Source organism: Massilia phyllosphaerae (assembly GCF_034659755.1).
Lineage (GTDB): Bacteria > Pseudomonadota > Gammaproteobacteria > Burkholderiales > Burkholderiaceae_D > Telluria > Telluria phyllosphaerae.
In genome coordinates, this window is sequence record NZ_JAXSQX010000002.1 from 340,310 (window position 1) to 364,206 (window position 23,897).

The window sequence follows — 23,897 nt, forward strand, 5'->3', positions numbered from 1 at the left end:
AGGTGACGGCAGCAGTGTACGCAGGTTCCGGGCGGCTGGCAAACGCCGCTAGCCGCCTAGTCCAGCCATGGGTGGGCCGCCAGCCAGCGTCCCAGCTCATTGTCGTTGGCGCACTGCAGTTTGCTGAAGATGTTGGCGCGGTGGGTTTCGACCGAGCGCGGGCCGCAGGGCGGGACCAGGACGCGGGCGATTTCCTTGTTCGGCTGACCCAGCCCCACCAAGCGCGCGACCTCGCGCTCGCGCGGCGTCAGCTCGGCCCACAGCCGCAGCGCCTGGACACGGACGCGGGCCAGGGCGATAGCGGCCGGGAGCTTGTCGAGCAAATGCTGGGTGTCCGGTTTTTCGACCCAGTCGTAGGCGCCGCGCCGGACCGCTTCCAGCGCGGTCGGAATGTCGCCATGCGCCGACAGGAACAGCGTCACCAGCGGACTGTGTTCCGCGAGCAGGCGTTCGAAGACCGCCAGCCCGCTCATCCCTTTCATGCGCAGGTCGAGGATCACGCAGCCCGGCTGGCGCATGTCGACGGCATCCAGGAAGGCCTCCCCGGAATCGAAGGCCTGCACCGCCAGCCCCTGGGAAAACAGCAGCAGAAGCAGCGAGCGGCGGAGTGCTTCGTCATCGTCGACGACGTACAGCGTGAGTGGCATGTCTTTCATGGTACGGTGGGGAGCGTGAAGGAAAAGGCGGCACCGCCGCCGGCACGATTTTCGACGGTCATGAAGCCGCCATGTGCTTCGATGATGGTGCGGCAAATGTTCAATCCCAGGCCCAGCCCGTCGGCCTTGGTGGTGAAGAACGGGGCGAACACCTGTTCCAGCTGTTCCGGAGGAATGCCGGGCCCGCGGTCGGCGACGGTGATGCGCAGGCCCTGTTCGGCGCGCTGGCAGGCGAGCTCGATGCTGCGCTGGGTGGGCGGCGGGTGCGGCTGGTCCTGCGTCGGCTGCATCGCCTGCAGGGCGTTGTGGACCAGGTTGGCCAGCACCTGCTCGAGCAGTACCCGGTCGCCGCGCACCGGCGCGCCGCCATCTTCCATCAGCAGCCGCAAGGTGACGCCGTGGCGTTGCAGCTCGGGCTTGAGCAGCGTCGCCGCATGGGCGACGACGCTGTCCATCCCCAGGCGCTCGTAGTGGGCGCGCTGCGGATTGATGAAGGCGCGCACCCGCTTGACGATTTCGCTGGCGCGCCTGCTCTGTCCGACGATGTCGTCGAGCGCGCCCGCGAGCATCGTGCCGGCCGTGGTGTCCGCCGACCCACCTGCCGCGGTACCTGCGAGCGCGCGGGCGGCGACGGCGAAGTTCGACAGGGCCATCAACGGCTGGTTGAGTTCATGTGCCAGCGTGGACGCCATCTCGCCGACGCTGGCGAGGCGCGCGCTGCGCTGGAGCCGCAACTCCTGTTCCCGCTGCCGGGTTTCTGCCTGTTTCTGGGCGGTGATGTCCACCACGGAGCTCATCCAGCCCCGGTGTACGCCCTGCGCGTCGACCAGCGGGGCGGCATACACCATCGTGATCACATCATGGCCGTCCTTGTGCCGCACACGCGATTCGAAGCCGTGCGGCGCGGCGCGTCCCTGCAAGGCCTCGTCGCTTTCGCGCGCCTGTTTTTCCAGGTCGTCCGGATGCCAGTAGGGATAAGGCGGGCTGCGCCCGAGCAATTCCTCCGCGCTGTACCCTACCATGGCGCACAGTGCCGGATTGACGTAGATGATCTTGCCTTCCGGGTCGCGCGCGCGCATGCCCACGAGCAGGGAGTCTTCCATCGCCTTGCGGAACGCGTGCGCTTCTTGCAGGTCGCTGGTGCGCTCCTCGACCCGCCGCTCCAGCTCGAGGCGGGCCGCGCGCTGTTCGGCGAAACGCTTGTCGCGCAAGCGCCAGTACAGCACGCCGAGCAGCAGCAGCGCGACGGCCAGCGCGGTAAGCGCGAGCGCGGCGCGGCGTGCCTGCACCACCTCCTTCATGTCGGTCGTGACCGTGAGCGTCCAGCCTAGCTCCGGCAGGGGCGTGTCGAGCGCCAGCAGGTCCATGCGGCGCCCGTGCACGTCGGTGTGCAGGACGAAGCCGGGCAAGTCCATGCCCGGCCGGCCATGGGCTTCGGTGCGCCATGGCAGCACATCGAAGCGTGCGCGGCTGCCGTACTGGCCGTGGTCAGCGATCCAGCGCGCGTCGTTCGCGGCAAGCGGCCGGATGCCGTGGAACAGCCATGCCGGCACGGCGCTCAGGAACACGATGCCGCGGCTGTCCCTGAGCACGACAGGATCGCCGCCGCGCATCCACGCGGCTTGCAGCGGTTCCAGGCTGATCTTGACGACCACCACGCCGAGAACGGCGCCGTCCGCCCGGACCGGCTCGGCGATGAACAGGCCCGACTGTCCGGTCGTGAGGCCGAGACCATAGAAGTAGCCGCGGCGGCCCTGCAGGGCATCTTCCACATAGGGCCGCCGGCGGTAGGATTGGCCGACGAAGCTCGACGGCAGGTTCCAGTTACTGGCGGCCAGCGTCAGTCCCGACCGGTCGACCAGGTACAGCACGGCGGCGCCGGTGGTCGCCTGCAGGTCGGCGAAGTAGCCGTCGACGCGTGCCTTCAAGGCCGCGTCCATCGGGGCGCGCAACAGGTCGCGCACATCCGGATGGCGGGCGGCGGCGTGCGGCAGGAAGTCGTGTTTCTCGACCAGGCCGCGCAACCCGAGGACGTGTGCGGCGGCGGCCTGGCGCAGGGCGTCCATCTTGAATTGCAGTTCGCGCCGTTCGGCCCAGTTCCCGCAGGCCGCGATCAGCATCAGCGCTCCCGCGGCGGCAACGAGCTTGCGCCAGTGACGTGCGTTGAACCAGGTAGGCATCGCGTTTCGACGGGCTAAATCGGGCAACAATAACAGCTGCGCCGACGCTTTGGAACCCTTCTCCGTAGTTTTACGGAGGAGGGCGCGCCGAAGTTGCGGATGCGGGCCGGCGCCTTGACCAGGATAGTGGAGTTCCTGGACGGGATGGCATACGGATCTCCCGCCGGTCAAAGGAGACAACAATGAACACCGTCACAACGAATCCGGCCGCCGATGGCCGCGCCGCCGCCGAGCGGATCTCCGGCAAGCGCCTGCGCGCCATCTTCGTCGGCTCGGCCGGCAACCTGGTGGAGTGGTTCGACTTCTACTGCTATTCGGCCTTCGCCCTGTACTTCGCCAGCTCGTTCTTCCCGGCGCAGGATCCCACCGCGCAGATGATGTCGACGGCAGGCATCTTCGCGCTGGGCTTCTTCGTGCGGCCGATCGGCGGCATCCTGTTCGGCCACATCGGCGACCGCCACGGCCGCAAGAAGGCACTCATGGCCTCGGTCCTGCTGATGTGCTTCGGTTCGCTCCTGATCGCCTGCGCGCCGACCTATGCCACCGCCGGCATCCTGTCGCCCTGCATCCTGCTGCTGGCGCGCCTGCTGCAGGGCCTCAGCCTGGGTGGCGAGTACGGTGCCAGCGCCACCTATCTGTCGGAAATGGCGGACTCGAAGCACCGCGGCTTCTACAGCAGCTTCCAGTACGTCACGCTGATCGGCGGCCAGTTGCTGGCGCTGCTGCTGCTGCTGGTGCTGCAGCGCTACCTGCTCGACGCCGAGCAACTGCGCGCGTGGGGCTGGCGCATTCCCTTCGTTATCGGCGCCTGCCTGGCACTGGCGGCCCTGGGCATGCGGCACAACATGCCGGAGACCCAGTCCTTCGAAGCCGCGCGCAAGAAGGCCAAGCCGATGGGCGGCCTGAAGCAGCTGGCCCAGCATCCGAAAGAGGTGCTGCTGGTGGTCGGCCTGACCATGGGCGGCACGCTGGCCTTCTATGTCTACACCACCTACATGCAGAAATTCCTGCGCCTGTCGGTCGGACTGACGGACGCCCAGACCACCGCCGTCTCGGCCGCATCGCTGCTGTTCGCCATGTGCCTGCAGCCGCTCTACGGCGCCTTGTCCGACCGGATCGGCCGCCGTCCCCTGCTGGTCGGCTTCGCGCTGCTCGGCACCCTGTTCACGGTGCCGCTGCTGACGGCCATCCGCAACGCCGGCGGTCCCGGGGAAGCGTTCATCCTGATCGCCTGCGCCTGGATCATCGTGTCCGGCTATACCTCGATCAACGCACTGGTTAAGGCCGAGCTGTTCCCGGCCAGCATCCGCGCCACCGGCGTCGGCGTGCCGTATGCGTTCGCGGTGTCGGTGTTCGGCGGCACGGCCGAGTACCTGGCGCTGTGGTTCAAGTCGGCCGGTATCGAAAGCGGCTTCTACTGGTACGCCACCGCGGTGATCGCCTGTACGCTGGTGGTCTGCTGGTGCATGCGCGACACCCGTGCCCGCTCCCGCATCGATGCGGAGGCGCAGTCCTCATAGTCCATGCGGATCGGAAGGTGACGCCGGTTCGCCATGAACCGGCGCCCGGCCTCCCGGCGGAACACGGCGCGCCCACCGCGCCGCAGTGCACGTCCAGTCATTGAGCCGCGCGTGTGCCCAGCCATTCCTCCAGAAAGCGCACGCATGCGCGCACAGTGGCCGCGGTCCTCGGCCGCGCCGGATAGATCGCCCTGACCAAGCTTCCTTCGCTGGCATCGTCCAGAGGCGCTGGTCACCCGGCCGTCGCGCCAGGGCCTGGGGCGCCGGCGCGGCGATCGCGTGGCCTGCCGAGCACCCGCATGATGAGTTCCCAGGACAGGCCCGAGCAGACGAGGACGCGCGCGGCGCCGACGGGACTCTGCGTGGCAGCGGCATGAATGGCTGCGTCGACAAGCGAGGCTGTGATGGAATCGGTCCGGCGGTTCATCCGTCAACGATGCGCCCGGAATGTGACAGGCGTCTGACCGCCGCAAAAAAAAGGACGACACCGATGCGCAAAGTATGGATGTTTCCACTGAGATATGGAACAAGTTAACAGAGACTTGATCGTTGCTCAGCGAATACAAATCTATCCAATTTCCACACGTTAACTGGTGTATGTCCTTGCTTGTGTCCATCATCAAGGCATGACCACCGATTAACCAGCACACCATGAAATTCGTCAACCTCAAGATTTCTGTCAGGCTCTCCCTGCTGGGGAGCTTCTTTCTCATCGCGCTGCTCGCTACCAGCCTGAATGCCTGGCATGCGCTTGGTGCCGCCAACCAGCGCGCCAACGATGCGCTGGCGACGGTCGAGGCGCTGGCCCTGGCCGCCGACACGGCGCGCGCGGCGCAGGTCGAGTTCAAGATCCAGGTCCAGGAATGGAAAAACATCCTGGTCAGAGGGAGCGAGCCGGCCGAACTCGCCAAATACACGGATGCATTCAAGGGCAGTGCCGGCCGCACCCTCGCCATCCTCGACAAACTGAAAGCGACCTTGCAGGCGCAGGGGGCGCCGACCGACATGGTGGCAGACGCCCAGGCGGCATTGCAGGCGTTGAATGCGCATTACCTTGCCGCGCTGGCGACCTACGACGGCGCCGACCCCCGAAGCTATAAGCTGCTGGATCAACAAGTCAAGGGCATGGACCGGGCGCCGACCAGGCAGATCGACGCCATCGTTGCGGCCATCCAGGATCGTTCCCTGAAGACGATCCTGGCGACGCGCGAGGAAAAGATGGCCGCCGAACGCAGCGAACGGCAGCTGGCCATCGCGATCTTCGGCGCCGTGCTTGCGTCGGCCGCTGCCGCGACCGTCTGGCTGGCACGCAGTATCACGGCGCCGCTCCGGCAAGCCGTGGTCATTGCGGGCACAGTTGCCGAGGGTAACCTGAGTCAGGAGATCGTCGTCGACCGCAAGGACGAAATCGGCATGCTCCTCGCCTCCCTCAAGAGCATGCAACAGGGGCTTGCGGGCATTGTGTTCCGCGTCCGTAGCGGCACCGAGGCGATGTCAACCGCAACCAGCGAGATCGCACAGGGCAACCAGGACCTTGCGGCGCGCACGGAAGAGCAGGCCAGCGTGGTGGAAGAAACCGCAGCCTCGATGGAACAATTGACGTCGATGGTGCAGAAAAGCAGTGCCGCCGCCGCGGAAGCGCGGCGCATGGCCGAGACCGCATCCGACGCCGCCGCACGTGGCGGCGCAGCGGTGGCCAAGGTGGTCAGCACGATGAGCGAGATCGAGTCGGCATCGGGCAGGATCGTCGACATCATTGGCGTTATCGACGGCATCGCCTTCCAGACCAATATCCTTGCCCTGAACGCCGCCGTGGAAGCGGCGCGGGCGGGCGAGCAGGGCCGTGGCTTTGCCGTGGTCGCGTCCGAAGTGCGTACCCTGGCGCAGCGTTCGGCCACGGCGGCCAAGGAGATCAAGGCGCTGATTTCGGATTCCGTCGGCAAGGTCCAGCAAGGCTCGCGCCTGGTGGACGGTGCCGGTGAAACGATGCGCGAGGTCGTCGGCAGCATCCAGCATGTCGCCGGTGTCGTCGCCGGCATCACGGGCACGACCACGCAACAGAGCGAAGGCATCGTGCAGATCAACGAGGCGATGCGCCAGATGGACGGCGTGGTACAGCAGAACTCCGCACTGGTCGAGCAGGCTGCCGCCGCCGCGGACGCGCTGCAGCAACAGGCGTTCGCGCTGTCCGAGGCGGTCGATGTGTTCCGCCTGGCGGGCGACCCCGGCGAGTGCCGCCATGGTTCGGCCATCGTGCCGGCGTCGCCGCTCAGGCAGCCGCAGCCGCTGGCGGCATGAAGCGCCGGGTTCGACACGGCGATCAGGCGCCGTAGATGCGCTCGAATTCCGCGATCGGCAGCGGACGGCCCAGCAGGTAGCCCTGCAACGCCGAACAGCCGCCGCGAATCAGGAAACTGCGCTGCGCCTCATGCTCCACGCCTTCCGCGACGATCTCGAGATCGAGCTTGCGGCCCAGGGCAATGATGGCCTCGACGATCGATGCCGAGTCCGGGACGCCGCCGACGTCGCGCACGAACGAGCGATCGATCTTCAGCGCCGCTAGCGGGAAGCGCCTGAGATAGGCCAGCGACGAATAGCCGGTACCGAAATCGTCGAGCGAGAAGTAGACACCGCCGGCGCGAATCGCATGCATGCGCTCGGTAATCTCATCCATGTTTTCCGCGAACACGCTTTCGGTCAGTTCCAGGTAGAGGCGCTCCGCGGGTGCGCCGGTGCGCTCCAGGACGTCGGCGACCGTCCGCGGGAAGCGAGGGTCGCGCATCTGGTGGACACTGACGTTGACAGCCAGTTTCACGCGCCCGAGCAGGGGCGAATCTTTCCAGCGAGCCAGGACGCGGCAGCTTTCCTTCAGCACGTATTCGCCAAGGGGCAGGATCAGGCCGCACTCTTCGGCGAACCCGATGAAGCGGTCGGGGCCGATCAGGTCCCCATCGCCCCGTTGCCAGCGTACCAGGACTTCGGCTCCCACCAGTTGCCCCTGGCTGTCGAACTGCGGTTGGCAGAACAGGCGGAACTCGCCAAGCGACAGGCCATTCACCATTGCAGCCTCGAAGGCTGCGCGCTGGTCGGCGGCCTGCTGCATGCTCGGATCGAAAAAGCGGGCACCGTTGCGGCCTTCCTCCTTGGCGCTGTACATGGCCAGGTCCGCCTGCTTGAGCAGCGTCTCGATGCTCACGGCGGTGCCATCGAACAAGGTAATGCCGATGCTTGCCGTGTTCTTGAACGCGAAGGAATCGAGCTGGTAGGGCTGGCCCAGCACCGCCAGGATCTTGGCAACGACCCGTTCGGCCTCGGTGGCGGCGCCATGCAAGGACGACGCCAGGTCGTCCAGGACCACGACGAATTCATCGCCGCCAAGCCGGGCCAGCCCGTCGCTGTGGCGCACCGTGCAGCGCAGCCGCCGTGCCACCTGGACCAGCAAACTGTCGCCCATGTCGTGCCCCATCGTATCGTTGAGCAGCTTGAAGTTGTCCAGGTCGAGATAGAGCAGGGCACCGAGACGCCCCGAGCGCTGGCTGCGTGCCAGTGCATGCTGCAGTTCCTCCATCAGGAAGCGGCGGTTGCGCAGGCCGGTCAACTGATCGCAATACGCCAGTTCGTACAGGCGTCGTTCGATCTGCTTGCGCTCGGTGAGGTCGGTATTCACGCCGGAAATGCGCAAGGCGCGGCCGGACGGGTCACGCGACACGTAACCGCGCACCAGCACCGGCACGTAGTGCCCGTCGCGATGGCGCAGCCGGAATTCCAGGCTGACGCCGTCGCGCGCGCTCGGCAACAGGTCGTCGACGTAGGCGCGGACCGTCGCGGCGTCGTCCGGGTGCATGAGGCGCCGCCAGCCGTCGGGGTCGGCATAGCCTTCGTCGCCACGGTACCCGAGCATGCTCCACCAGCGCTCGGAATAGTAGACTTCGCCGCTGATCAGGTTCCAGTCCCAGGGCGCATCGGTGGACCCCTTCAGCACCAGGTGCAAGCGTTCTTCGGATTTTTCCAGAGACTGCTGGATGGTCTTCAATGCGGTGCAGTCGGTAAAGCACACCACGATCTGCTGTAGAACGGCGGCGCCATCGTATTCCGGATAAGCGTTGCACAACAGCCAGCGGGTCGTGTCCTTGACTCTTACACCCGCGACCAGGTCGGCCAGCGGCCGGCCGGTGCGCAGCACGACGTTGACCGGAAAAGCCTCGGGTGGCAAGGGCGAACCGTCGGCGCGCAGGAAAGTCCAGCCATCGCCGCCGGGTTCGGTCCGCAGCAACTGTTCTTCGCTGCGGCCCAGCAGTTCCCGCGCCAGCCTGTTGGCGAAGATGATGCGCCCATCCGGCGCGTGCACCACGACACCGGCCGGTAAATGGTCGTGCAATGCATGCAAGCGGCTCAGTACATCCGCTGGAGAGGTGGACTGCATGGCTGGGCCGGCTGGGCGGCACTCCTTGCTGGATCAACAAGGCATACTAGCAGCTTGCCTGCGAGGAGTGCACACGCGATGCCGGCGTGACGAACGTCGTGCCGGAGGATGGCTCTGCGGCCTAGGCGCGGCACGCGCGCTCATCCATCGCGCCGCTCCCCCAGCCACTCTTCCAGGAAGCGCACGCACACGCGCACGTTGGCCGTTGTCCCCAGCCGCGCCGGATAGATGGCCCAGACGTCGGCCTGCTGGTGATACGCGGGCAATACCCGCACCAGGCTGCCGTCGGCCAGGCTGTGCCCGACGTCCCAGATCGAGCGCAGGATGATGCCGTGGCCGTCGATTCCCCACTGGTGGACCAGCTCGCCGTTGTTGGTCGACAGCGCGCCTTTGACGCGCACGGTGTCTTCGCCATCTGGGCCGGCCAGCTTCCAGCGGCCGAAATCCTGGTCGCGCTCGCGGATCACGATGCAGTCGTGCTGCGCCAGCTCGGCTAGTAGCACGGGCATGCCCCTGCGCGCCAGGTAGGCGGGCGCCGCGCACAGCACGCGCTGGTTGGCGGCGATGCGGCGCGCGATCAGGTGCGGCTCCTGCACCTGGCCCACCCGGATGTCGAGGTGGAAGCCCTCGGCGACCAGGTCGACCGGCCGGTCCAGCAATTCCAGCTGTACTTCAAGATCGGGGTAGGCGCGCGCCAGCGCCGAGATCGCCGGACCGACGCGGTTGCGCCCGAAACCCGAACTGGTGCACACGCGCAGCAGCCCGCGCGGCGCGCTGCCTTTCTGCGAGATCGCTTCGGCCAGCTGGTCGACGTCTTCCTGGATGCGCTGCGCCCATTGGTGAACCACGGTGCCGTGCTCGGTCAGGGCCAGGCGGCGCGTGGTCCGGTGCAGCAGGCGCACGCCCAGCACCTGCTCGAGCACGGCGATGCGCTTGCTGACGAAGGCGTTCGACACCCCCAGCTCGAGCGCGGTCGCGGCAAAGCCCTGCTTGCGCACCACGGTGCAGAAGAGGTTCAGGTCTTCCAGCAGCGATTTGCTGGGGAGCGGCAGATTATTCACGCTGCGTGTTCTTTGGATTCACGAAATGGTGGATTATATGTTCGATCGTATTCGATATCATAGTTGCCATCGCAACCCGTCAAAGAAAGTCCGACACCATGAAGACCCAGAAGATTGCAGTGATCGCCGGCGACGGCATCGGTAACGAAGTGATGCCGGAAGGCTTGCGGGTGCTGGAAGCCGCTGCCCGTCGCTTCGGCCTCGACCTCGAGTTCACGACCATGGAATGGGCCAACTGCGACTATTACCTGAAGCATGGCCAGATGATGCCGGACGACTGGCGCCAGCAGCTGGAAGGGATGGATGCGATCTATTTCGGCGCCGCCGGCATGCCCGACCTGGTGCCGGACCATATCTCGCTGTGGGGTTCGCTGCTGAAGTTCCGCCGCGACTTCGACCAGTACGTCAACCTGCGTCCGGTGCGCCTGATGCCGGGCGTGCCCAGCCCGCTGGCCAACCGCAAGCCGGGCGACATCGATTTCTACGTGGTGCGCGAGAACACCGAAGGCGAGTATTCGTCGGTGGGCGGCCAGATGTTCGCCGGCACCGACCGTGAATTCGTGCTGCAGGAATCGGTGTTCACGCGCAAGGGGACCGACCGCATCCTCAAGTACGCCTTCGACCTGGCCCGGAGCCGTCCGAAAAAGCACCTGACCTCGGCCACCAAGTCGAACGGCATCTCGATCAGCATGCCGTACTGGGATCAGCGGGTGGAAGCGATGGCGCCGTCCTACCCGGACGTCAAATGGGACAAGTACCACATCGACATCCTGTGCGCGCGCTTCGTGTTGTCGCCGGAGCGCTTCGATGTGGTGGTGGCCTCCAACCTGTTCGGCGACATCCTGTCGGACCTCGGCCCGGCCTGCACCGGCACCATCGGCATCGCGCCGTCGGCCAACCTGAATCCGGACCGCACATCCCCGTCGCTGTTCGAGCCGGTGCACGGGTCGGCGCCCGACATCTTCGGCAAGAACATCGCTAATCCGATCGGCATGATCTGGTCGGGCGCCATGATGCTCGAGTTCCTCGGCAACGGCGACGAAAACTTCCAGGCCGCGGCCGACGCCATCATGAAGGCGATCGAACTGTCGCTGGCCCAGGGTCCGAAGACCCCGGACCTGGGCGGCGGCGCCAACACCACCGAGGTGGGGAAGGCGATCGCCTCGGCGATCTGACCCGCCGTTCAGCCTGTTCCGGCCGGGCGGTATGTGCCGATCGGTCCTCGGTGTTACTGCACCGTCCAGTGCAGGCTGAAATGCCGGTCGGTGCGGCACACGGGGCCCGGCGCGCCCGGCGGGCACCAGCCCCTGATCGGGACTGGTGTCTGTGCGTCGTAGACAAAACCTCCGCCAATGCGGTTGTTCAACGGGAAGTTCGGATAGGCGGTAATCGTCACCACATACGTGCCCAATGGAAGTGCGGACAGGACGAGGCCGGCGTCGCGCGGGTGCTGGTAGAGTGGGTTCACGGTCTGGTTATCGTCACTCATGGCGACCCTTGCGCCGTTATGCCACAGCGTAATGACCGGATCGAAACTGGCGGCGCTGGTATAGCTGTCGGTCCAGACCCGCAGGTTTCCGCGTCCTGAGTAGATGGGAATGGTGTGGTACTCGACCTGGTTGTGCAGCTCGAGATGCCCGTTGAACGATTGTTCGTAGGTCGCCTGGGCGTTGACCGACGCGTGCAGCAATAATGCAGTGAGCAGCGACAAAGCGGTTTTCATGTGGATTCCCCGGTTCACTCTACCGACCAGTGCAGGCTGAAATGGCGGTCCGTATGGCATCCGGGTCCGGGATCGCCGGGTTGGCACCAGGTATCGATCGGAATCGGTGCCTGGTTGTCGTAGGTGAAGCCGTCATCGAGGCGATCGCTCAGCGGGAAGTTCGGATAGGCGGTGATCGTCACCACATAAGTGCCCCGTGCGAGTGCGGGCAGGGCGACGCCGACATCGCGGGCGCTCTGGTTGTCGCTGAACGTTGCGTCATTGTCGTTCATGGCGACCTTGACTCCCCTGTGCCACACCGTAATGATCGGATCGAAATTGGCGCCGTCGGCGTAGCTGTCGGTCCAGACCCGTAGATTGCCCTGGCCCGCGTAGATGGGGATGGTTCGGTACTCGACCTGATTGTGCAGTTCGATATGTCCGTTGAACGATTGTTCGTAAGTGGCCTGGGCGTGGACCGGCGCCTGCAGCATGACTGCGAGCAGGAACAAAGCAATTTTCATTCGGATTCTCAGCTGGGTAGGCCGTCAGGGCGATGCATCCCAGTTTAGCGAGCATATGCTCGCGCGGTGCCGAATATGTCAAACGGGTAGCGTGCCCGGACCGGCGACCCGGAAGACTGCTTTGATCGCCGGCAACGACAATGGCATCGGTAGCGAAGTGATCCCTGAAGTCCGGCGCGTGCCGGGAGCAGCCGCGCGCCGTTTCGGTCTCCACCTCGAGTTGTCGGGCAACGACGACGAACAATTCCACGACGCCGCCAGCGCTATCGTGAAGGCGCTTGCCGCCGTGATCTGACCGGCCCGGGTGCGCGGCTCAGTGCGGCTCAGTGCCAGCGCACCGGCATCAGCATCTTCGAGCGGCTCCAGCGCGCCAGCACGTTGGCGCACATGCGCCACAGCCCGAGGTGGCCCATCACGTGGCGCTGGTAGGTCAGCTTGTACATCGCCAGCGCGAACGTGCCTTTCACGCGCAGGTGGCGGTTGCCGATGGCGCGACGCAGGATGCCGACCGCGTCGCCGCGGCCCAGCGACACCAGCGTGCCGTAGTCGCGGTACTGGAAGCCTTTGAGCTGGTTCGGCTTTTCGTGCGTCAGCAGCCTGGCCAGGTAGATCGCCTGCTGGCGCGCCGCCTGGGCGCTGGGCGGCGCCATCGCGGTCTTGTCCGGGTTCTGCAGCGTCGAGCAGTCGCCCAGGGCAAAGATCTGCGGATCGGTCAGGCTGCGCAGCTGGCCGTCGACCAGCACCTGGTTGCTGCGGTTCAGCAGCACGTTCAGGCGGGTGCTGAAATCCGGCCCCTTGACGCCGGCCGCCCACACCGTGATCGCGGCCGGGAACACGCGCCCGTCGACGGTCGCGACCTCGCTCTCGCGCACTTCGGCGACCGCCGTGTCGGTGCAGATCTCGATCCCCATCGCTTCCAGCTTGCGCACCGCCAGGCTGGATGCCTGCGCGTCCAGCGACGGCAGCACCTGCGGGCCACGCTCGACGATGCGGATGCGCACCTGGTGCGGCGCCGCCAAGCCGGACAGGCCGTAGTGGGCCAGCGTATCGACCGTGTGGCGCAGGTCGGCCGCCAGCTCGATGCCGGTCGGGCCGGCGCCGACGATGACGATGTCGAGTGCCGGCGCGGCCGACTGGGCGTGCAGGCTGCGGCGCCGTCCGGCCGCCTCGCACAGGTTCAGGAAGCGCTTGCGGAAGGTTTCAGCGCGTTCCACGCTGTCGAGCGACAGGCAATGCTGCTCGGCGCCGGGAATGCCGAAGAAGTTGGTCACCGAGCCGTAGGCCAGCACCAGGCGGCCGTAGCCGATCAGGGTGTGGCTGCTGTCGGCGCCGTGGCCGTCGTCGAAACGGCGGCCGCGTACCGTCAGCGTGTGGCGGGCCCGGTCGACGTGCACGACTTCGCCGCACAGGAAGGTGAAATGGTTGTCGATGGCCTGGCGCGCATAATCGATGGTGTGGCTGGCCGGGTCGATGGTGCCGGCCGCGACCTCGTGCAGCAGCGGCTTCCAGAAGTGGGTGGGCGCGGTGTCGATCAGGATCACGCGGTCCTTGTGGAACGGGCCGAACTGGCGTCCGAGCCGGGTCGCGAGTTCGAGGCCGGCGACGCCGCCGCCGACGATGACGATGGATTGCATGGTGGTCTCCAAAAGGCGCTTAGTGGCGGGCGTCCGGGCGGACGATGGTGCGGGTCTTGCGACGCGTAACACGCACCGCCTTGCGCTCGGCCTGCACGCTGATGCGCGCAGTGCGCGCGGCGGCGATCGCATGCGGCGAGGCGGTCACGGCCAGCGCGTCGTCGGGCGGCACGCCCATCTGGTTCAGCACGACCGAGTACGGGGACTTGGGGCCGCGGGTCTTGAAGTCGGCGCCGGTCAGCACCACGGAAAAGATATGGTGGGCGGTGTCGCCGAAGCGGCGGCGCAGCTGCTGCTCCGCCTGCGGATAGGGCAGTTCGGAGATCAGGGCGCAGGGCAGGCCGTGTTCGACCGCTTCGTCGAGCAGGCGCTCGGCGTCCAGGCCGGCAGGCGCGGCATCCGTGCCCGGGAAGGCGGATAAGTCGAAGATAAGCGCTTGTGCCGTCATGATGAACTCCTTTTCTAAACTATTGACGCTGAATAGTGTTCACTATACGGCTGGGCAGGCTAAAATAAAAATAAATAATTCTCGAAATCTAATAAGTAAAAGCTTATATGTATCCAGCCAGCTTCAAGCAACTGCAAGCCATCGTGCACGTGGCGCGCCACCAGAGCGTCTCGCGCGCGGCCGAGGCGATGCACGTGACCCAGCCCGCCGTCTCCCTGCACCTGAAACTCCTCGAGGAAGCGGCCGGCGTGCCGCTGACGCGGCGCCAGGGCCGCACCATCCAGCTGACCTCCGCCGGCGAACTGCTGGTGAGCTACGCCGAACGCATCCTCGGCCTGTGGGAAGAGGCGGGCGACGAGATCGCCGCGCTGAAGGGCGTTACCAGCGGTACCCTGCGCATCGGCGCCGTGATGACCGCGGAACACCTGCTGCCGCCGATGCTGGTGCGCTTCACCACCGGCCGGCCGCACGTGCGCATCAAGCTGCAGGTCGGCTCGCGGCCCGAAGTGCTCGGCATGCTGAGCCGCGACGAGATCGACCTCGCCATCATGGGCACGCCGCCGCGCGAATTCCCGACCCACGCCAGCCGCTTCGCGCGCCATCCGATGGCGTTCTTCGTGGCGCCCGGGCATCCGCTGCTGGCCAAGGCCACGGTGACGCTGGCCGACATCGCCGACCACAACCTGCTGGTGCGCGAGCGCGGCTCGGGTACGCGCGCCGCCATCGACCGGGTCTACGAGGAAGAGGGCGTGCCGCTGGCGATCGGGTCGGAGTTGTCGAGCAACGAGGCGATCAAGCAGATGACGGCGGCCGGGCTGGGTGTGGCGTTCTTATCGGTGCACGCCTGTACGCTGGAAGTGCGCAACCGTCTGCTGAATGCGTTGAGCGTCCCCGGCGTACACGTGCAGGGCGAGTGGCATGTGATGCACAAGGCCGCGCGCTCAATTCCGACGGTGGCGGCCTCGTTCGAGGAGTTCATGGTGGCGCATGGGCAGCAAGTCATTTCGGATGAGCTGGAAAACCTGGCGTGGGAGCGCTGACGCATCGTTCGGGTCCGATTCGCTACAATGCCTGCCAGCCGCATGACCCAGGGAGAAACCGCGCGTGAACGCACTTGAAAAAACCAGCAACTTCGTAGCAAAAACCTTTCCGCTCTGGGTCGTCCTGTTCGCCTGCTGCGGCTTCTTCGCCCCGCAGCTGTTCGTCGGCTACAAATCCTGGATCACGCCGCTGCTCGGCATCGTCATGTTCGGCATGGGCCTGACCCTGTCGGCCGACGATTTCCGCGAAGTCTTCCGCCGTCCGCGCGACGTCGTGATCGGCGTGGTCGGCCACTACCTGATCATGCCCGGCATCGCCTACGTGCTGGCGATCGTGCTGCGCCTGCCGCCCGAGATTGCCGTCGGCGTGATCCTGGTCGGCTGCTGCCCGAGCGGCACCGCCTCCAACGTGATGACCTTCCTGGCCCGGGGCGACGTCGCGCTCGGCGTCTCGATCGCGCTGGTGTCGACCTTGATCGCGCCGCTGGCCACGCCGGCGCTGGTGTCGCTGTTGGCGGGCAAGTGGATGGCCATCAATACGCAATCGCTGTTCCTCGACATCGTGCAGGTCGTCATCGTGCCGATCGCGCTGGGCTTGATCGTCAAGGCGCTGTTCCGCAAGGGCGCGGCGGCCAGCGTCAAGGCGCTGCCGCTGGTGTCCACGCTGACGATCGTCTTCATCATCGCCATCATCGTCGGCCTGAACCGCTCGAAGATCGCCTCCAACGGCTTGACGATCCTGACCGCCGTCATCCTGCACAACCTGCTCGGCTTCGCGCTCGGCTACGGCTTTGCGCGGCTGTTCGGCATGGACCTGGCCAAGCGCAAGGCCGTGATGCTGGAGACCGGCATGCAGAATTCCGGCCTCGGCGCGGCCCTGGCGGCGGCCCATTTCAGTCCGCTGGCGGCGGTGCCGAGTGCGCTGTTCAGCGTCTGGCACAACCTGTCCGGCTCGGCATTGGCGACCTGGTTCGCGCGCAAGCCGAATTAGCCGGGGGCCGCGCCGATCAACTTGTTGATCGTTGATGCCGGCTGCCGCCGGACGGATCCGACTGTCGCTACACTGCGGCGATCAGTTGGAGACACCATGCTACGCCGGATCATTCTGCTTGCCGCTTTCCTCGCCAGCCCGGCCGTATGGGCACAGACTTGGGTGCAATCGACCGGCACCGCCGCCGACTTCGCCCTCGCCGGCCCGGCGGGCGCCGCCCGCATCGTGGTCGCGCCGACGGACGCCAAGGTCGTCGGCCACGCGGTGCGCGACCTGGCCGCCGACATTGCGCGCGTCAGCGGCCGCGCGCCGGCACTGTTCACCGCGAAGGATGCCGGCGCAGGCGCACCCGCGGTGCTGGTCGGCACCCTGGGCAAGAGTCCGATCGCCGACGCGCTGGCCGCCGGCGGCAAGCTCGATCTGTCGGCCCTGCGCGGCACATGGGAGAGCTTCGTCATCGCCACGGTCGATCAGCCGCTGCCGGGCGTGCCGCGCGCGCTGGCGATCATCGGCAGCGACCCGCGCGGCACGGCGTTCGGCGTCTACGAGCTGTCGCAGGCGATCGGCGTGTCGCCCTGGACCTGGTGGGCCGACGTCGCCCCGGCCCGGCGCGACGCGCTGTACGTGAAGGCCGGCCTGCGCCGGTCCGGGCCACCCTCGGTCAAGTACCGCGGCATCTTCATCAACGACGAGGACTGGGGCCTGCGCCAGTGGGCCGCGCACACCTACGAGCCGGAACACGGGAACATCGGGCCCAAGACCTACACCCGCATCTTCGAACTGCTGCTGCGCCTGAAGGCGAACACGCTGTGGCCGGCCATGCATCCGGGCACGCGGCCGTTCAACAGCTTTCCGGAAAACGCCGCGCTGGCCGACGAATACGGCATTGTCATGGGTTCATCCCATGCGGAACCGATGCTGCGCAATAACGTCGGCGAATGGACCGATGCGCCCGACAGGTACAACTACGCGACCAATGGCGAGGGCATGCGCAGGTACTGGGAAGAACGCGTGGCCGCCAACGGCAAGTACGAAAACATCTATACGATCGGCACGCGCGGCATCCACGACGGCGCCATGCAGGGGCCGAAGGCGGTGCCGGAACGGGTCGCGCTGCTGCAGCGGATCTTTGCCGACCAGCGCGCGCTGCTGGCGAAGCACGTGAACCCGCAGGTCGACAAGGTGCCGCAGCTGTTCGTGCCCTACAAGGAAGTGCTGGCCCAGTACCAGGCCGGCATGCAGGTGCCGGACGACGTCACGCTGATGTGGACCGACGATAACTTTGGCTACGTACGCAGCTTCACCACGCCCGCGGAGCGCACGCGTGCGGGCGGCTTCGGCGTCTATTATCACGTCTCTTACCTGGGCGCGCCGCTGTCCTACCTGTGGCTGAACACGACGCCGCCAAGCCTGATCTGGGAAGAGATGAAGCGCTCCTACGACGCCGGCGCCGACCGCATCTGGATACTGAACGTGGGCGACCTCAAGCCGGCCGAAATCGGCACCGAATTCTTCCTGCAGATGGCCTGGGACATCGGCCGCTGGCGCCCGGACAATTTGCCGGACTTCCTCAAAACCTGGGCGGCGCGCGAATTCGGAACGGCGATGGCGGACGACATCGCGGCGATCATGAACGACTACTACCGCCTGAATTTCCAGCGCCGTCCCGAACACCTGCAATGGTGGCTGCCGAAGGAACAGCCGCGCCGCAGTCCCATGACGCCGGCGCAGGCGGATGCGCGGCGGCGCGCGTTCGCCGACCTGCGCCGGCGCGTCGATGCGCTCGCGCCTGCGATCCCGGTGGCCAGCCGCGACGCCTGGTTCGAGCTGGTCGCCTATCCGGCGCAGGCGTCGGCGCTGGCCAACGCGCGCTTCCTGGCGGGCGAGCGCGGCGATCGCGATGCCGCCGAAGCGGCCGACGCGGCGCTTCAAAAGCTGACCGCCCACTGGGACGGCGGCCTGGCGGGCGGCAAGTGGAAACACATCATGGCCGAGAGCCTGCCGGCCGGGGAGTGGCCCTCGTTCCGCACCGCTCGATGGACCATGCCGGCGTATCCGCTGCAGCCGCCGGCCACGCCGACGGCCGCAGCGGATACCGTGCTCGAAGCCGAGCATTTCGACGGCCAGCGCAAGGCCGGCGCGGCTTCGTGGCAGGCAGTGCCCGGCCTTGGCACCAGCGGCAGCGGCGCCGTGGTGCTGGTGGCGCCGGGCGGCGCCGGCATCGCGCCCGAACGCGCCGCCGCCGACGCGCCGCGCCTCGACTACAACCTGCATCTCGCCCAAGGCGGCATGTTGACGGTGCGCGCCCAGCTGTTGCCGACCCATCCCGGCGCCGGCAAGCTGCGCTTCGCGCTGGCGCTCGACGACGGCGGCCCGCAGATCGTCGAGATGGCGAACCGCGACGGCGGCGCCGAATGGGCCGAGGGTGTACTGAACAATGCGCGCATGGTCACGGCCAGCCTGGGATGGGCGGCGGCGGGCGGGCACGTGCTGCGCCTGTACGCGATCGATCCGGGTGTGGTGGTCGATACGCTGGCGGTCGGCACCGCCGGACCGTGAAACGGTACGATCAGAAATACCTGACCCAAGCTTTTCCGCTCTCGCGCTTGTAGCGGCCGAAGCGCCTGGTCGGCCAGTACAGCAGCATCGGCAGCAGCACCGCGATTGCCCATACCTGCCACACGTGCTCCACGTCCGCGCGCGGCACGCCGAGCACGGCACCCGCCAGTTTCTGCAGCGCGAGCAGGGCGTACAGGTGCAGCAGGTAATAGAACAGCGGCGCGCCGCCGAACACGGCCAGCACCCTGGTGGCCAGCGTCTCGCTGCGTTCGATCCAGGCCAGCGCCAGCAGGCCGCAGCCGAGCGTCAGCAGGATGAAGTCGAGCGAGGGTGGATACTTGGTGAAGTTCAGGAAGGCCATCGCCGTATGCAGCGCGTCGGCCTGCACGGTCCAGGGCACCGGCTCGCCGTACAGGTTCACGCTGCGCAGCGCGACCAGCAGCACCAGCCCGGCCGTACCGGCCAGCGCCAGCCAGCGCCGGCGCCAGGCCGGGGCGGCGCTGCGCGCATACAGCGGACCGCAGGCATAGCCGAGCAGGATCACGCCGATCCAGGCCAGCACCGGATAACTGGCCTTGATGCGTACCGGATCGGTCAGCAGGAAACCGCGCTGCTCGAGCACGGTCCAGGCGAGCGATGCCGCGCTGCCCGGCGCGAACGCGACGCTGGCGAGCGCATTGTGGCCGGCCACGATCAGCGCACCGAGTAACGCGAGCACAGGCAGCGGCAGGCGGTGCAGCACGGCCAGGGCCAGCATCGACAGGCCGATCGCCCAGATCACCTGCAGGTAGACGATCGAGGGCACCAGGGTGCCGGTCCAGGCAAAGTTGACGGCCGTGATCTCGAGTGCGACCAGCAGCAGGCCGCGCTTGACCAGGAAGCCGGTGGCGTCGCGCGCGCCCGCTGGCGGGTGCGCGTACAGCCAGGCCGAGAGGCCGGTGAGGAAGACGAACATCGGCGCGCAGAAGTGGGCCGCCAGGCGGGTGAAGAACAGGCCGGGATCGGTCGCCGCCGGGTCCATCGGATCGCTGACCTGGTGCTGCATGAAGAAGGTTTCGCGTACGTGGTCGACCGTCATCAGGAGCATCACCAGGCCACGCATGACGTCGATCGATGCGATTCGTTTGCTGGGGTTGTTCATACGGGCGCTCTCAATAACTGTAGGACAGGGTGGCGCTGGCCGTGCGGGTACTGCCCGGGGCTACCCACAGCTGGCTGTAGGCGCTGGCGAAGTAGCGCCGGTCGAACAAATTGTCCACGTTCAGGGCCAGGCGCCAGTGCTTGTCCGGCGCATACGCCGCGAGCAGCCGCGCGGTGGTGTAGGCCGGCAGACGGAAGTCGCTGGAGGCGGCGACGTCGCCGAAACGTTCGCCGACGTAGGTGAGGCCCGCGCCGAGCGATGCGCCGTCGTCGCCGGCGACCAGCAGCAGGTTGCCGCCGTGGCGCGGTACGTTCGGGAAGCGGCTGCCGGTGCGGATCGTGTTGTCGCCATGGGTCACGCGCGCGTCGGTGTAGGCATAGGCCGCCGAGAGCCGCAGGCCGCGCCGCAGCCGGCCCGCGAGGTCGAGTTCCAGGCCCTTGCTCGCCACTTCGCCGGCCGGCAGCGAAAAGTCGGTGTTGGCCGGATTCGGGGTCAGCACGTTCTTCTTGTCGATGCGGTACAGGGCCAGCGTGGCGGCGATGCCGCCCGGCGTCTCGAGCTTGGCGCCGACTTCGTGCGCGCGACTGGCCTCGGCGGGGAAGGCGGCGTTGTCGATGCCGATGCCGCTGTTCGGGCGGAAGCCGCGCGCACTCGATGCGTACAGCGAGGTCGATGCGGTCGGTTGGTAGACCAGGCCCGCACGCGGACTGGTGGCTTGCAGCCGCTGGCGGTTGACGGCGGCAGTGCGATGATTGATGACGGTCTGGCGGTAACGGTCGAAGCGTACGCCGACCAGTGCCTTCCAGCGCGGCGCCAGCGTCAACTGGTCCTGCGCGTACAGCGCCTGCGCGCGCTGGTGCTCGACGGTGTCGATCGACAGCGCCAGCGGGGCGGCGGCGGCAACGCCGTACACCGGGTTCTGGATATCGATCGCATACGGATTCGCCGCGGACGGGTTGCGCCGCATCTGCACCCGGGTGTCGTCGAAGCGGTAACCATCCATGCCGAACAGCAGGCCATGGCCCACGCCCCAGGTGCTGGCGCTGCCGAGCAGTTCGACGCGCGCCGAGCGGTCGGTGGCCGAGAAATCGCGGTGGCGGCGCTGGCGCCGCAGCGTACGGCCGTCGGCCAGCAGGTCGTTGGCTTCGCTCGAATAACCTTGCAACGCGCTGTCGCGGTAGGATGCGCCGCCCTGCAGCGACCAGCCTTCCCCCAGGCCGTGCTGGACGAACAGCTGGTGCCCGAGCGACTTCACCGTCATCGGGCCGTCGGCCGGCTCGCCCAGGAAGCGCGAGACCGGCAGCGCACTTGGCCCGTCGAGCCGACCGCCGATGGCCGGGATGCCGCGGTCGAAAGGCGTGCGCTGGCGCGTGGCCTCGATCTCGTAGGAGACCGTGGTGTCGTCGCCAGCGTGCCACAGGAAGGACGGCGCCGCGTAGGTGCGCTCGGTGTGCAGCAGGTCGCGGAAGCTGTCGCCGTCTTGGTGCGCCAGGTTGAGACGGTAGGCGACCGTGCTCGAGAGCGGGCCGGTGAGGTCGGCTGCGATCCGGTGCGTGCGGAAGCTGGCCAGTGACAGGTCGACCCCGTATTGCGGGGCGAAACGCGGCTTCCTGGTCACGATGTTGACGGTGCCGCCGGGTTCGCCGCGGCCGTACAGCGCCGATGCCGGGCCTTTCAGGATTTCGATGGACTGGGTGCCGGCGGCGTCGCGCACGCCGTTGTAGCCGCGGCTGGCGCTGAAGCCGTTGACCAGGTAGTCGGCGCCGAAATTCGGGTCGCCGGTGAAGCCGCGCATCGCGTAGCTGTCCCACAGGCCGCCCAGGTCGCTCTGGCGCGCGATGCCGCTGGCCAGGTCGAGCGCGCCGGACAGGGTCGTCACGCCGGCATCCTTCAGCAGGTCGGTACCGAGGGTGCGCACGCTTTGCGGCAGGTCGAGCGGCAGGGCGTCGGTCTTGGTTGCGCCGGCCACGGCCAGGCTGCGGTAGGCGGCGCGCTGGCCGGTGACGACGACGCTGTCGGCGACGGCGTCGCTGACGGATTGCGCCGGCGCAGGGCAAGGGAGGGTACCGGCGAGCAGCGCCAGGCACCCGATCGGGGTGGTTCTCATGATGTGGTTTCCTTCAGCGGCGAGCGGGAGCGCCGGCCGCGTACAGTCGTAATAGGGCCTGGCGTGCGGGCACGGCCAGGTCGCGCCCTGGGGCGCCGGATGTGACTACGTCTGGAGGAAAGCGGGCGGGCCTTGTGCGGGCGGCAGCAGGAAGGGCGGCGCCGCGGGCACTGGCCCGGTGGGCTGCGCATGGACCAGCGCGTGCACCAGCGCCCAAGCGGAAGTGACCGGCGCCAGCGTGGTCGGCGGCGGGGCCGCATGCGGCTGCGCGTGCAGCGTGCACGAGACGCAATGCGGCGTCTTCGCATGCAGCTCGTGGTGGTGTTCGGCAGTGCCGAGGATCTGCAGCAGGAAGACGATCGCCATCAGCCATGGCAGCAGCCTGCCGCAGCGGCGTGCTGCGGCGGGTCGGCAAAGGCGGGTCAGGGCGTCGATCATGTCGTGCGTTGCTGCTGGGGACCGGCGATTGTACTGCAAGTCGGTGCGCCTGCCCAAAGATCATGAACACCGCGGCACGATGCGGTCCACGACAGCATGCGCCGGATGGTCCGCACGACCGTGCGAATACCTGTTTGCAGACAGCCCGATCCAGGCGTATGCTGTCCCTACACAAAGCCAAAAATGCATGGAGACAAACATGAACATTCGGCACGCCCCCTCCCATCTTGCAACCCGTTTTCACCAGCCGCTGCGTTTCGGCCGCGTCTGGCGCGGCCACGAACTCTTGCTGCGTGTGCTCCAGATCGCGCTGCTCCTCACCTTCGCGGTGCTGGGTGCGCAGTGGGTCGCGCGCGGCGTGCGCATGCTGGTCGAACAGTTCACCTGAGCCTGCAGGCCTCGCGAAGGCTCAGCCTTCGGCGTCGAGATTGCGCAGCACGCGCCGCGTAAGGCTGGCCAGCTGTTCCAGTTCGGCCGGGCTCAGGCCGGCATAGGCGGACGTCACCTCGTTCGACACTTCCGGCAGGATGCGCGCGACCAGGGCGCGTCCGGCGTCGGTCAGGGCTATCATCACGGCGCGGCGGTCGCCGGGCTTGGGGCGGCGCCCGACCAGGCCCTTGGCCGCCAGCTCGTCGCAGACGCGGGTCAGGTTGGCCGGTTTTTCGTTGCAGGCTTCGCTCACTTCGGTGGCCGTCGAAGTCTCGTCGGCACTGCCGTACAGGATCGCCAGCACGTGGTAATGGGTGTCGCCCAGCTCGTGCTTCCTGAGCGCGGCATTGCTCTTGTCGCGCAGGGTCTTATGCAGGTGATGGGTCATCCGGACCAGCAGCATGGCGTCGACGGGGAAACCGGGGGCGCGCGCCTCGATGCGTCGCAGTCGTTTCTCGGTCGGGCCAAAATCGCTCATCGCCATTCCTTGCAGGATGTGAAAGACCAGATTGTAATCGCTGGCGGCGGGCAGCGGCCACGTACCTGCCCTGTGACTGCCGGCTCAGCGTACCTGGCGGGCTGCGACCAGTTTCGGGTAGACGAATTGCGCTTCGGTCAGCGGGAAGCTGCCTTCGGCACGGGCCTGCTGGATATCGGCCAGGGCCTTGGCGCGGACCGGGTCGGTCGGGGTGGCGGCGCAGCCGGACAGGGCGGCGACGAGGAGTACGGGGATCAGGAATTTCGGGTTCATGTTATTCACCTTGGTCATCATGAGAAACGGCAGCGCGGATCGTTCAGCGCTGTACATATTTTAGTACTGAATACTTCATTTGTGAAGTAAATTCTGGAATGACGTGTGTGCATGGCAACGCGGCAGGAAGGAGGGGGAGGGAAAGCGGGTGACGCTACGCGCATCGGATTTCGGTGACAAGCGGCGTCCACGTTACGGCGGCTGCTGTCGGGCGGGGAAAGGCTGTGGGGCGGGGGGCGCGGTGGGGGGGGGGGCGCCGGGGGGGGGGGGGGCCCCGCCCGGGGGGGGGGGGG

Annotated in this window: 21 protein-coding genes; 8 read left to right on the plus strand and 13 right to left on the minus strand. The window is 67.2% G+C overall.

Going from position 1 to position 23,897, the window contains the following annotated elements; genetic code table 11:
* Window positions 1–56 precede the first annotated feature (56 nt).
* Both U1H99_RS09695 and U1H99_RS09700 read right to left on the minus strand, forming a co-directional pair.
* Window positions 57–656 carry a response regulator transcription factor gene (locus tag U1H99_RS09695; protein ID WP_323141526.1) on the minus strand — a complete coding sequence of 200 codons (600 nt, stop codon included), beginning with the start codon at window positions 654–656 and terminating at the stop codon, window positions 57–59.
* The gene (locus U1H99_RS09700) at window positions 653–2,836 is read right to left on the minus strand and encodes a sensor histidine kinase (RefSeq protein ID WP_323141527.1); all 2,184 of its coding nucleotides are present in this window, start codon (window positions 2,834–2,836) and stop codon (window positions 653–655) included. The genes U1H99_RS09695 and U1H99_RS09700 overlap by 4 nt, the downstream gene beginning before the upstream one ends.
* 182 nt (window positions 2,837–3,018) lie before the next feature.
* Between U1H99_RS09700 and U1H99_RS09705 the strand changes: the two genes are divergently transcribed.
* Both U1H99_RS09705 and U1H99_RS09710 read left to right on the plus strand, forming a co-directional pair.
* Window positions 3,019–4,356: an MFS transporter gene (locus U1H99_RS09705; RefSeq protein WP_323141528.1), complete on the plus strand. Its 1,338-nt coding sequence runs from the start codon at window positions 3,019–3,021 to the stop codon at window positions 4,354–4,356.
* Window positions 4,357–5,007: 651 nt separating this feature from the next.
* A complete protein-coding gene (locus tag U1H99_RS09710; protein ID WP_323141529.1) occupies window positions 5,008–6,654 on the plus strand; it encodes a methyl-accepting chemotaxis protein in 1,647 nt (548 codons plus the stop codon).
* Window positions 6,655–6,676: 22 nt separating this feature from the next.
* On the opposite strand, the gene U1H99_RS09715 is transcribed toward U1H99_RS09710, so the two are convergent.
* Together U1H99_RS09715 and U1H99_RS09720 are read right to left on the minus strand one after the other, a co-directional pair.
* The gene (locus tag U1H99_RS09715) at window positions 6,677–8,734 is read right to left on the minus strand and encodes a putative bifunctional diguanylate cyclase/phosphodiesterase (protein ID WP_323141530.1); all 2,058 of its coding nucleotides are present in this window, start codon (window positions 8,732–8,734) and stop codon (window positions 6,677–6,679) included.
* A 185-nt stretch (window positions 8,735–8,919) separates the two neighbouring features.
* Window positions 8,920–9,840 (minus strand): LysR family transcriptional regulator, encoded by a 921-nt coding sequence (locus U1H99_RS09720; protein WP_323141531.1) that lies wholly within the window; start codon window positions 9,838–9,840, stop codon window positions 8,920–8,922.
* Between the two features lie 98 nt (window positions 9,841–9,938).
* On the opposite strand from U1H99_RS09720, the gene U1H99_RS09725 reads away from it, so the two are divergent.
* Window positions 9,939–11,015 carry a tartrate dehydrogenase gene (locus tag U1H99_RS09725; protein WP_323141532.1) on the plus strand — a complete coding sequence of 359 codons (1,077 nt, stop codon included), beginning with the start codon at window positions 9,939–9,941 and terminating at the stop codon, window positions 11,013–11,015.
* A 53-nt stretch (window positions 11,016–11,068) separates the two neighbouring features.
* Here the strand turns inward: U1H99_RS09725 and U1H99_RS09730 are convergent, their stop codons facing one another.
* Together U1H99_RS09730 and U1H99_RS09735 are read right to left on the minus strand one after the other, a co-directional pair.
* The gene (locus tag U1H99_RS09730; RefSeq protein ID WP_323141533.1) at window positions 11,069–11,563 is read right to left on the minus strand and encodes a DVUA0089 family protein; all 495 of its coding nucleotides are present in this window, start codon (window positions 11,561–11,563) and stop codon (window positions 11,069–11,071) included.
* Between the two features lie 14 nt (window positions 11,564–11,577).
* Window positions 11,578–12,066 (minus strand): DVUA0089 family protein, encoded by a 489-nt coding sequence (locus tag U1H99_RS09735; protein ID WP_323141534.1) that lies wholly within the window; start codon window positions 12,064–12,066, stop codon window positions 11,578–11,580.
* A gap of 121 nt (window positions 12,067–12,187) precedes the next feature.
* On the opposite strand from U1H99_RS09735, the gene U1H99_RS09740 reads away from it, so the two are divergent.
* Entirely contained in the window at window positions 12,188–12,361 is a 174-nt protein-coding gene (locus tag U1H99_RS09740) for a hypothetical protein (RefSeq protein ID WP_323141535.1), read from the plus strand.
* Window positions 12,362–12,389: 28 nt separating this feature from the next.
* Here the strand turns inward: U1H99_RS09740 and U1H99_RS09745 are convergent, their stop codons facing one another.
* A complete protein-coding gene (locus U1H99_RS09745) occupies window positions 12,390–13,700 on the minus strand; it encodes an NAD(P)/FAD-dependent oxidoreductase (protein ID WP_323141536.1) in 1,311 nt (436 codons plus the stop codon).
* Between the two features lie 19 nt (window positions 13,701–13,719).
* On the minus strand, window positions 13,720–14,148 hold the full coding sequence (locus tag U1H99_RS09750; RefSeq protein ID WP_323141537.1) for an HAD family hydrolase: 429 nt from the start codon (window positions 14,146–14,148) through the stop codon (window positions 13,720–13,722).
* A 107-nt stretch (window positions 14,149–14,255) separates the two neighbouring features.
* On the opposite strand from U1H99_RS09750, the gene U1H99_RS09755 reads away from it, so the two are divergent.
* From U1H99_RS09755 to U1H99_RS09765, 3 genes are all read left to right on the plus strand, one after another.
* Window positions 14,256–15,188, plus strand: a complete 933-nt coding sequence (locus tag U1H99_RS09755) for a LysR family transcriptional regulator (RefSeq protein ID WP_323141538.1) — start codon at window positions 14,256–14,258, stop codon at window positions 15,186–15,188.
* 64 nt (window positions 15,189–15,252) lie between these two features.
* A complete protein-coding gene (locus U1H99_RS09760) occupies window positions 15,253–16,179 on the plus strand; it encodes a bile acid:sodium symporter family protein (RefSeq protein WP_323141539.1) in 927 nt (308 codons plus the stop codon).
* A 96-nt stretch (window positions 16,180–16,275) separates the two neighbouring features.
* Window positions 16,276–18,738 carry a glycosyl hydrolase 115 family protein gene (locus U1H99_RS09765; protein ID WP_323141540.1) on the plus strand — a complete coding sequence of 821 codons (2,463 nt, stop codon included), beginning with the start codon at window positions 16,276–16,278 and terminating at the stop codon, window positions 18,736–18,738.
* 10 nt (window positions 18,739–18,748) lie between these two features.
* Here the strand turns inward: U1H99_RS09765 and U1H99_RS09770 are convergent, their stop codons facing one another.
* The 3 genes from U1H99_RS09770 to U1H99_RS09780 all read right to left on the minus strand — a co-directional run bounded on the left by U1H99_RS09770 (window position 18,749) and on the right by U1H99_RS09780 (window position 22,352).
* Complete coding sequence (locus tag U1H99_RS09770) at window positions 18,749–19,879, minus strand: acetyltransferase domain-containing protein (protein WP_323141541.1); 1,131 nt, start codon at window positions 19,877–19,879, stop codon at window positions 18,749–18,751.
* A gap of 10 nt (window positions 19,880–19,889) precedes the next feature.
* On the minus strand, window positions 19,890–21,986 hold the full coding sequence (locus U1H99_RS09775) for a TonB-dependent siderophore receptor (protein WP_323141542.1): 2,097 nt from the start codon (window positions 21,984–21,986) through the stop codon (window positions 19,890–19,892).
* A 105-nt stretch (window positions 21,987–22,091) separates the two neighbouring features.
* A complete protein-coding gene (locus U1H99_RS09780) occupies window positions 22,092–22,352 on the minus strand; it encodes a hypothetical protein (protein ID WP_323141543.1) in 261 nt (86 codons plus the stop codon).
* A gap of 271 nt (window positions 22,353–22,623) precedes the next feature.
* On the opposite strand from U1H99_RS09780, the gene U1H99_RS09785 reads away from it, so the two are divergent.
* Window positions 22,624–22,812: a hypothetical protein gene (locus tag U1H99_RS09785; RefSeq protein WP_323141544.1), complete on the plus strand. Its 189-nt coding sequence runs from the start codon at window positions 22,624–22,626 to the stop codon at window positions 22,810–22,812.
* Between the two features lie 21 nt (window positions 22,813–22,833).
* Here U1H99_RS09785 and U1H99_RS09790 read toward each other — a convergent pair whose 3' ends face one another.
* Entirely contained in the window at window positions 22,834–23,331 is a 498-nt protein-coding gene (locus U1H99_RS09790; RefSeq protein WP_323141545.1) for a MarR family winged helix-turn-helix transcriptional regulator, read from the minus strand.
* Window positions 23,332–23,415: 84 nt separating this feature from the next.
* Window positions 23,416–23,604, minus strand: a complete 189-nt coding sequence (locus tag U1H99_RS09795; RefSeq protein WP_323141546.1) for a hypothetical protein — start codon at window positions 23,602–23,604, stop codon at window positions 23,416–23,418.
* Window positions 23,605–23,897: the final 293 nt, after the last annotated feature.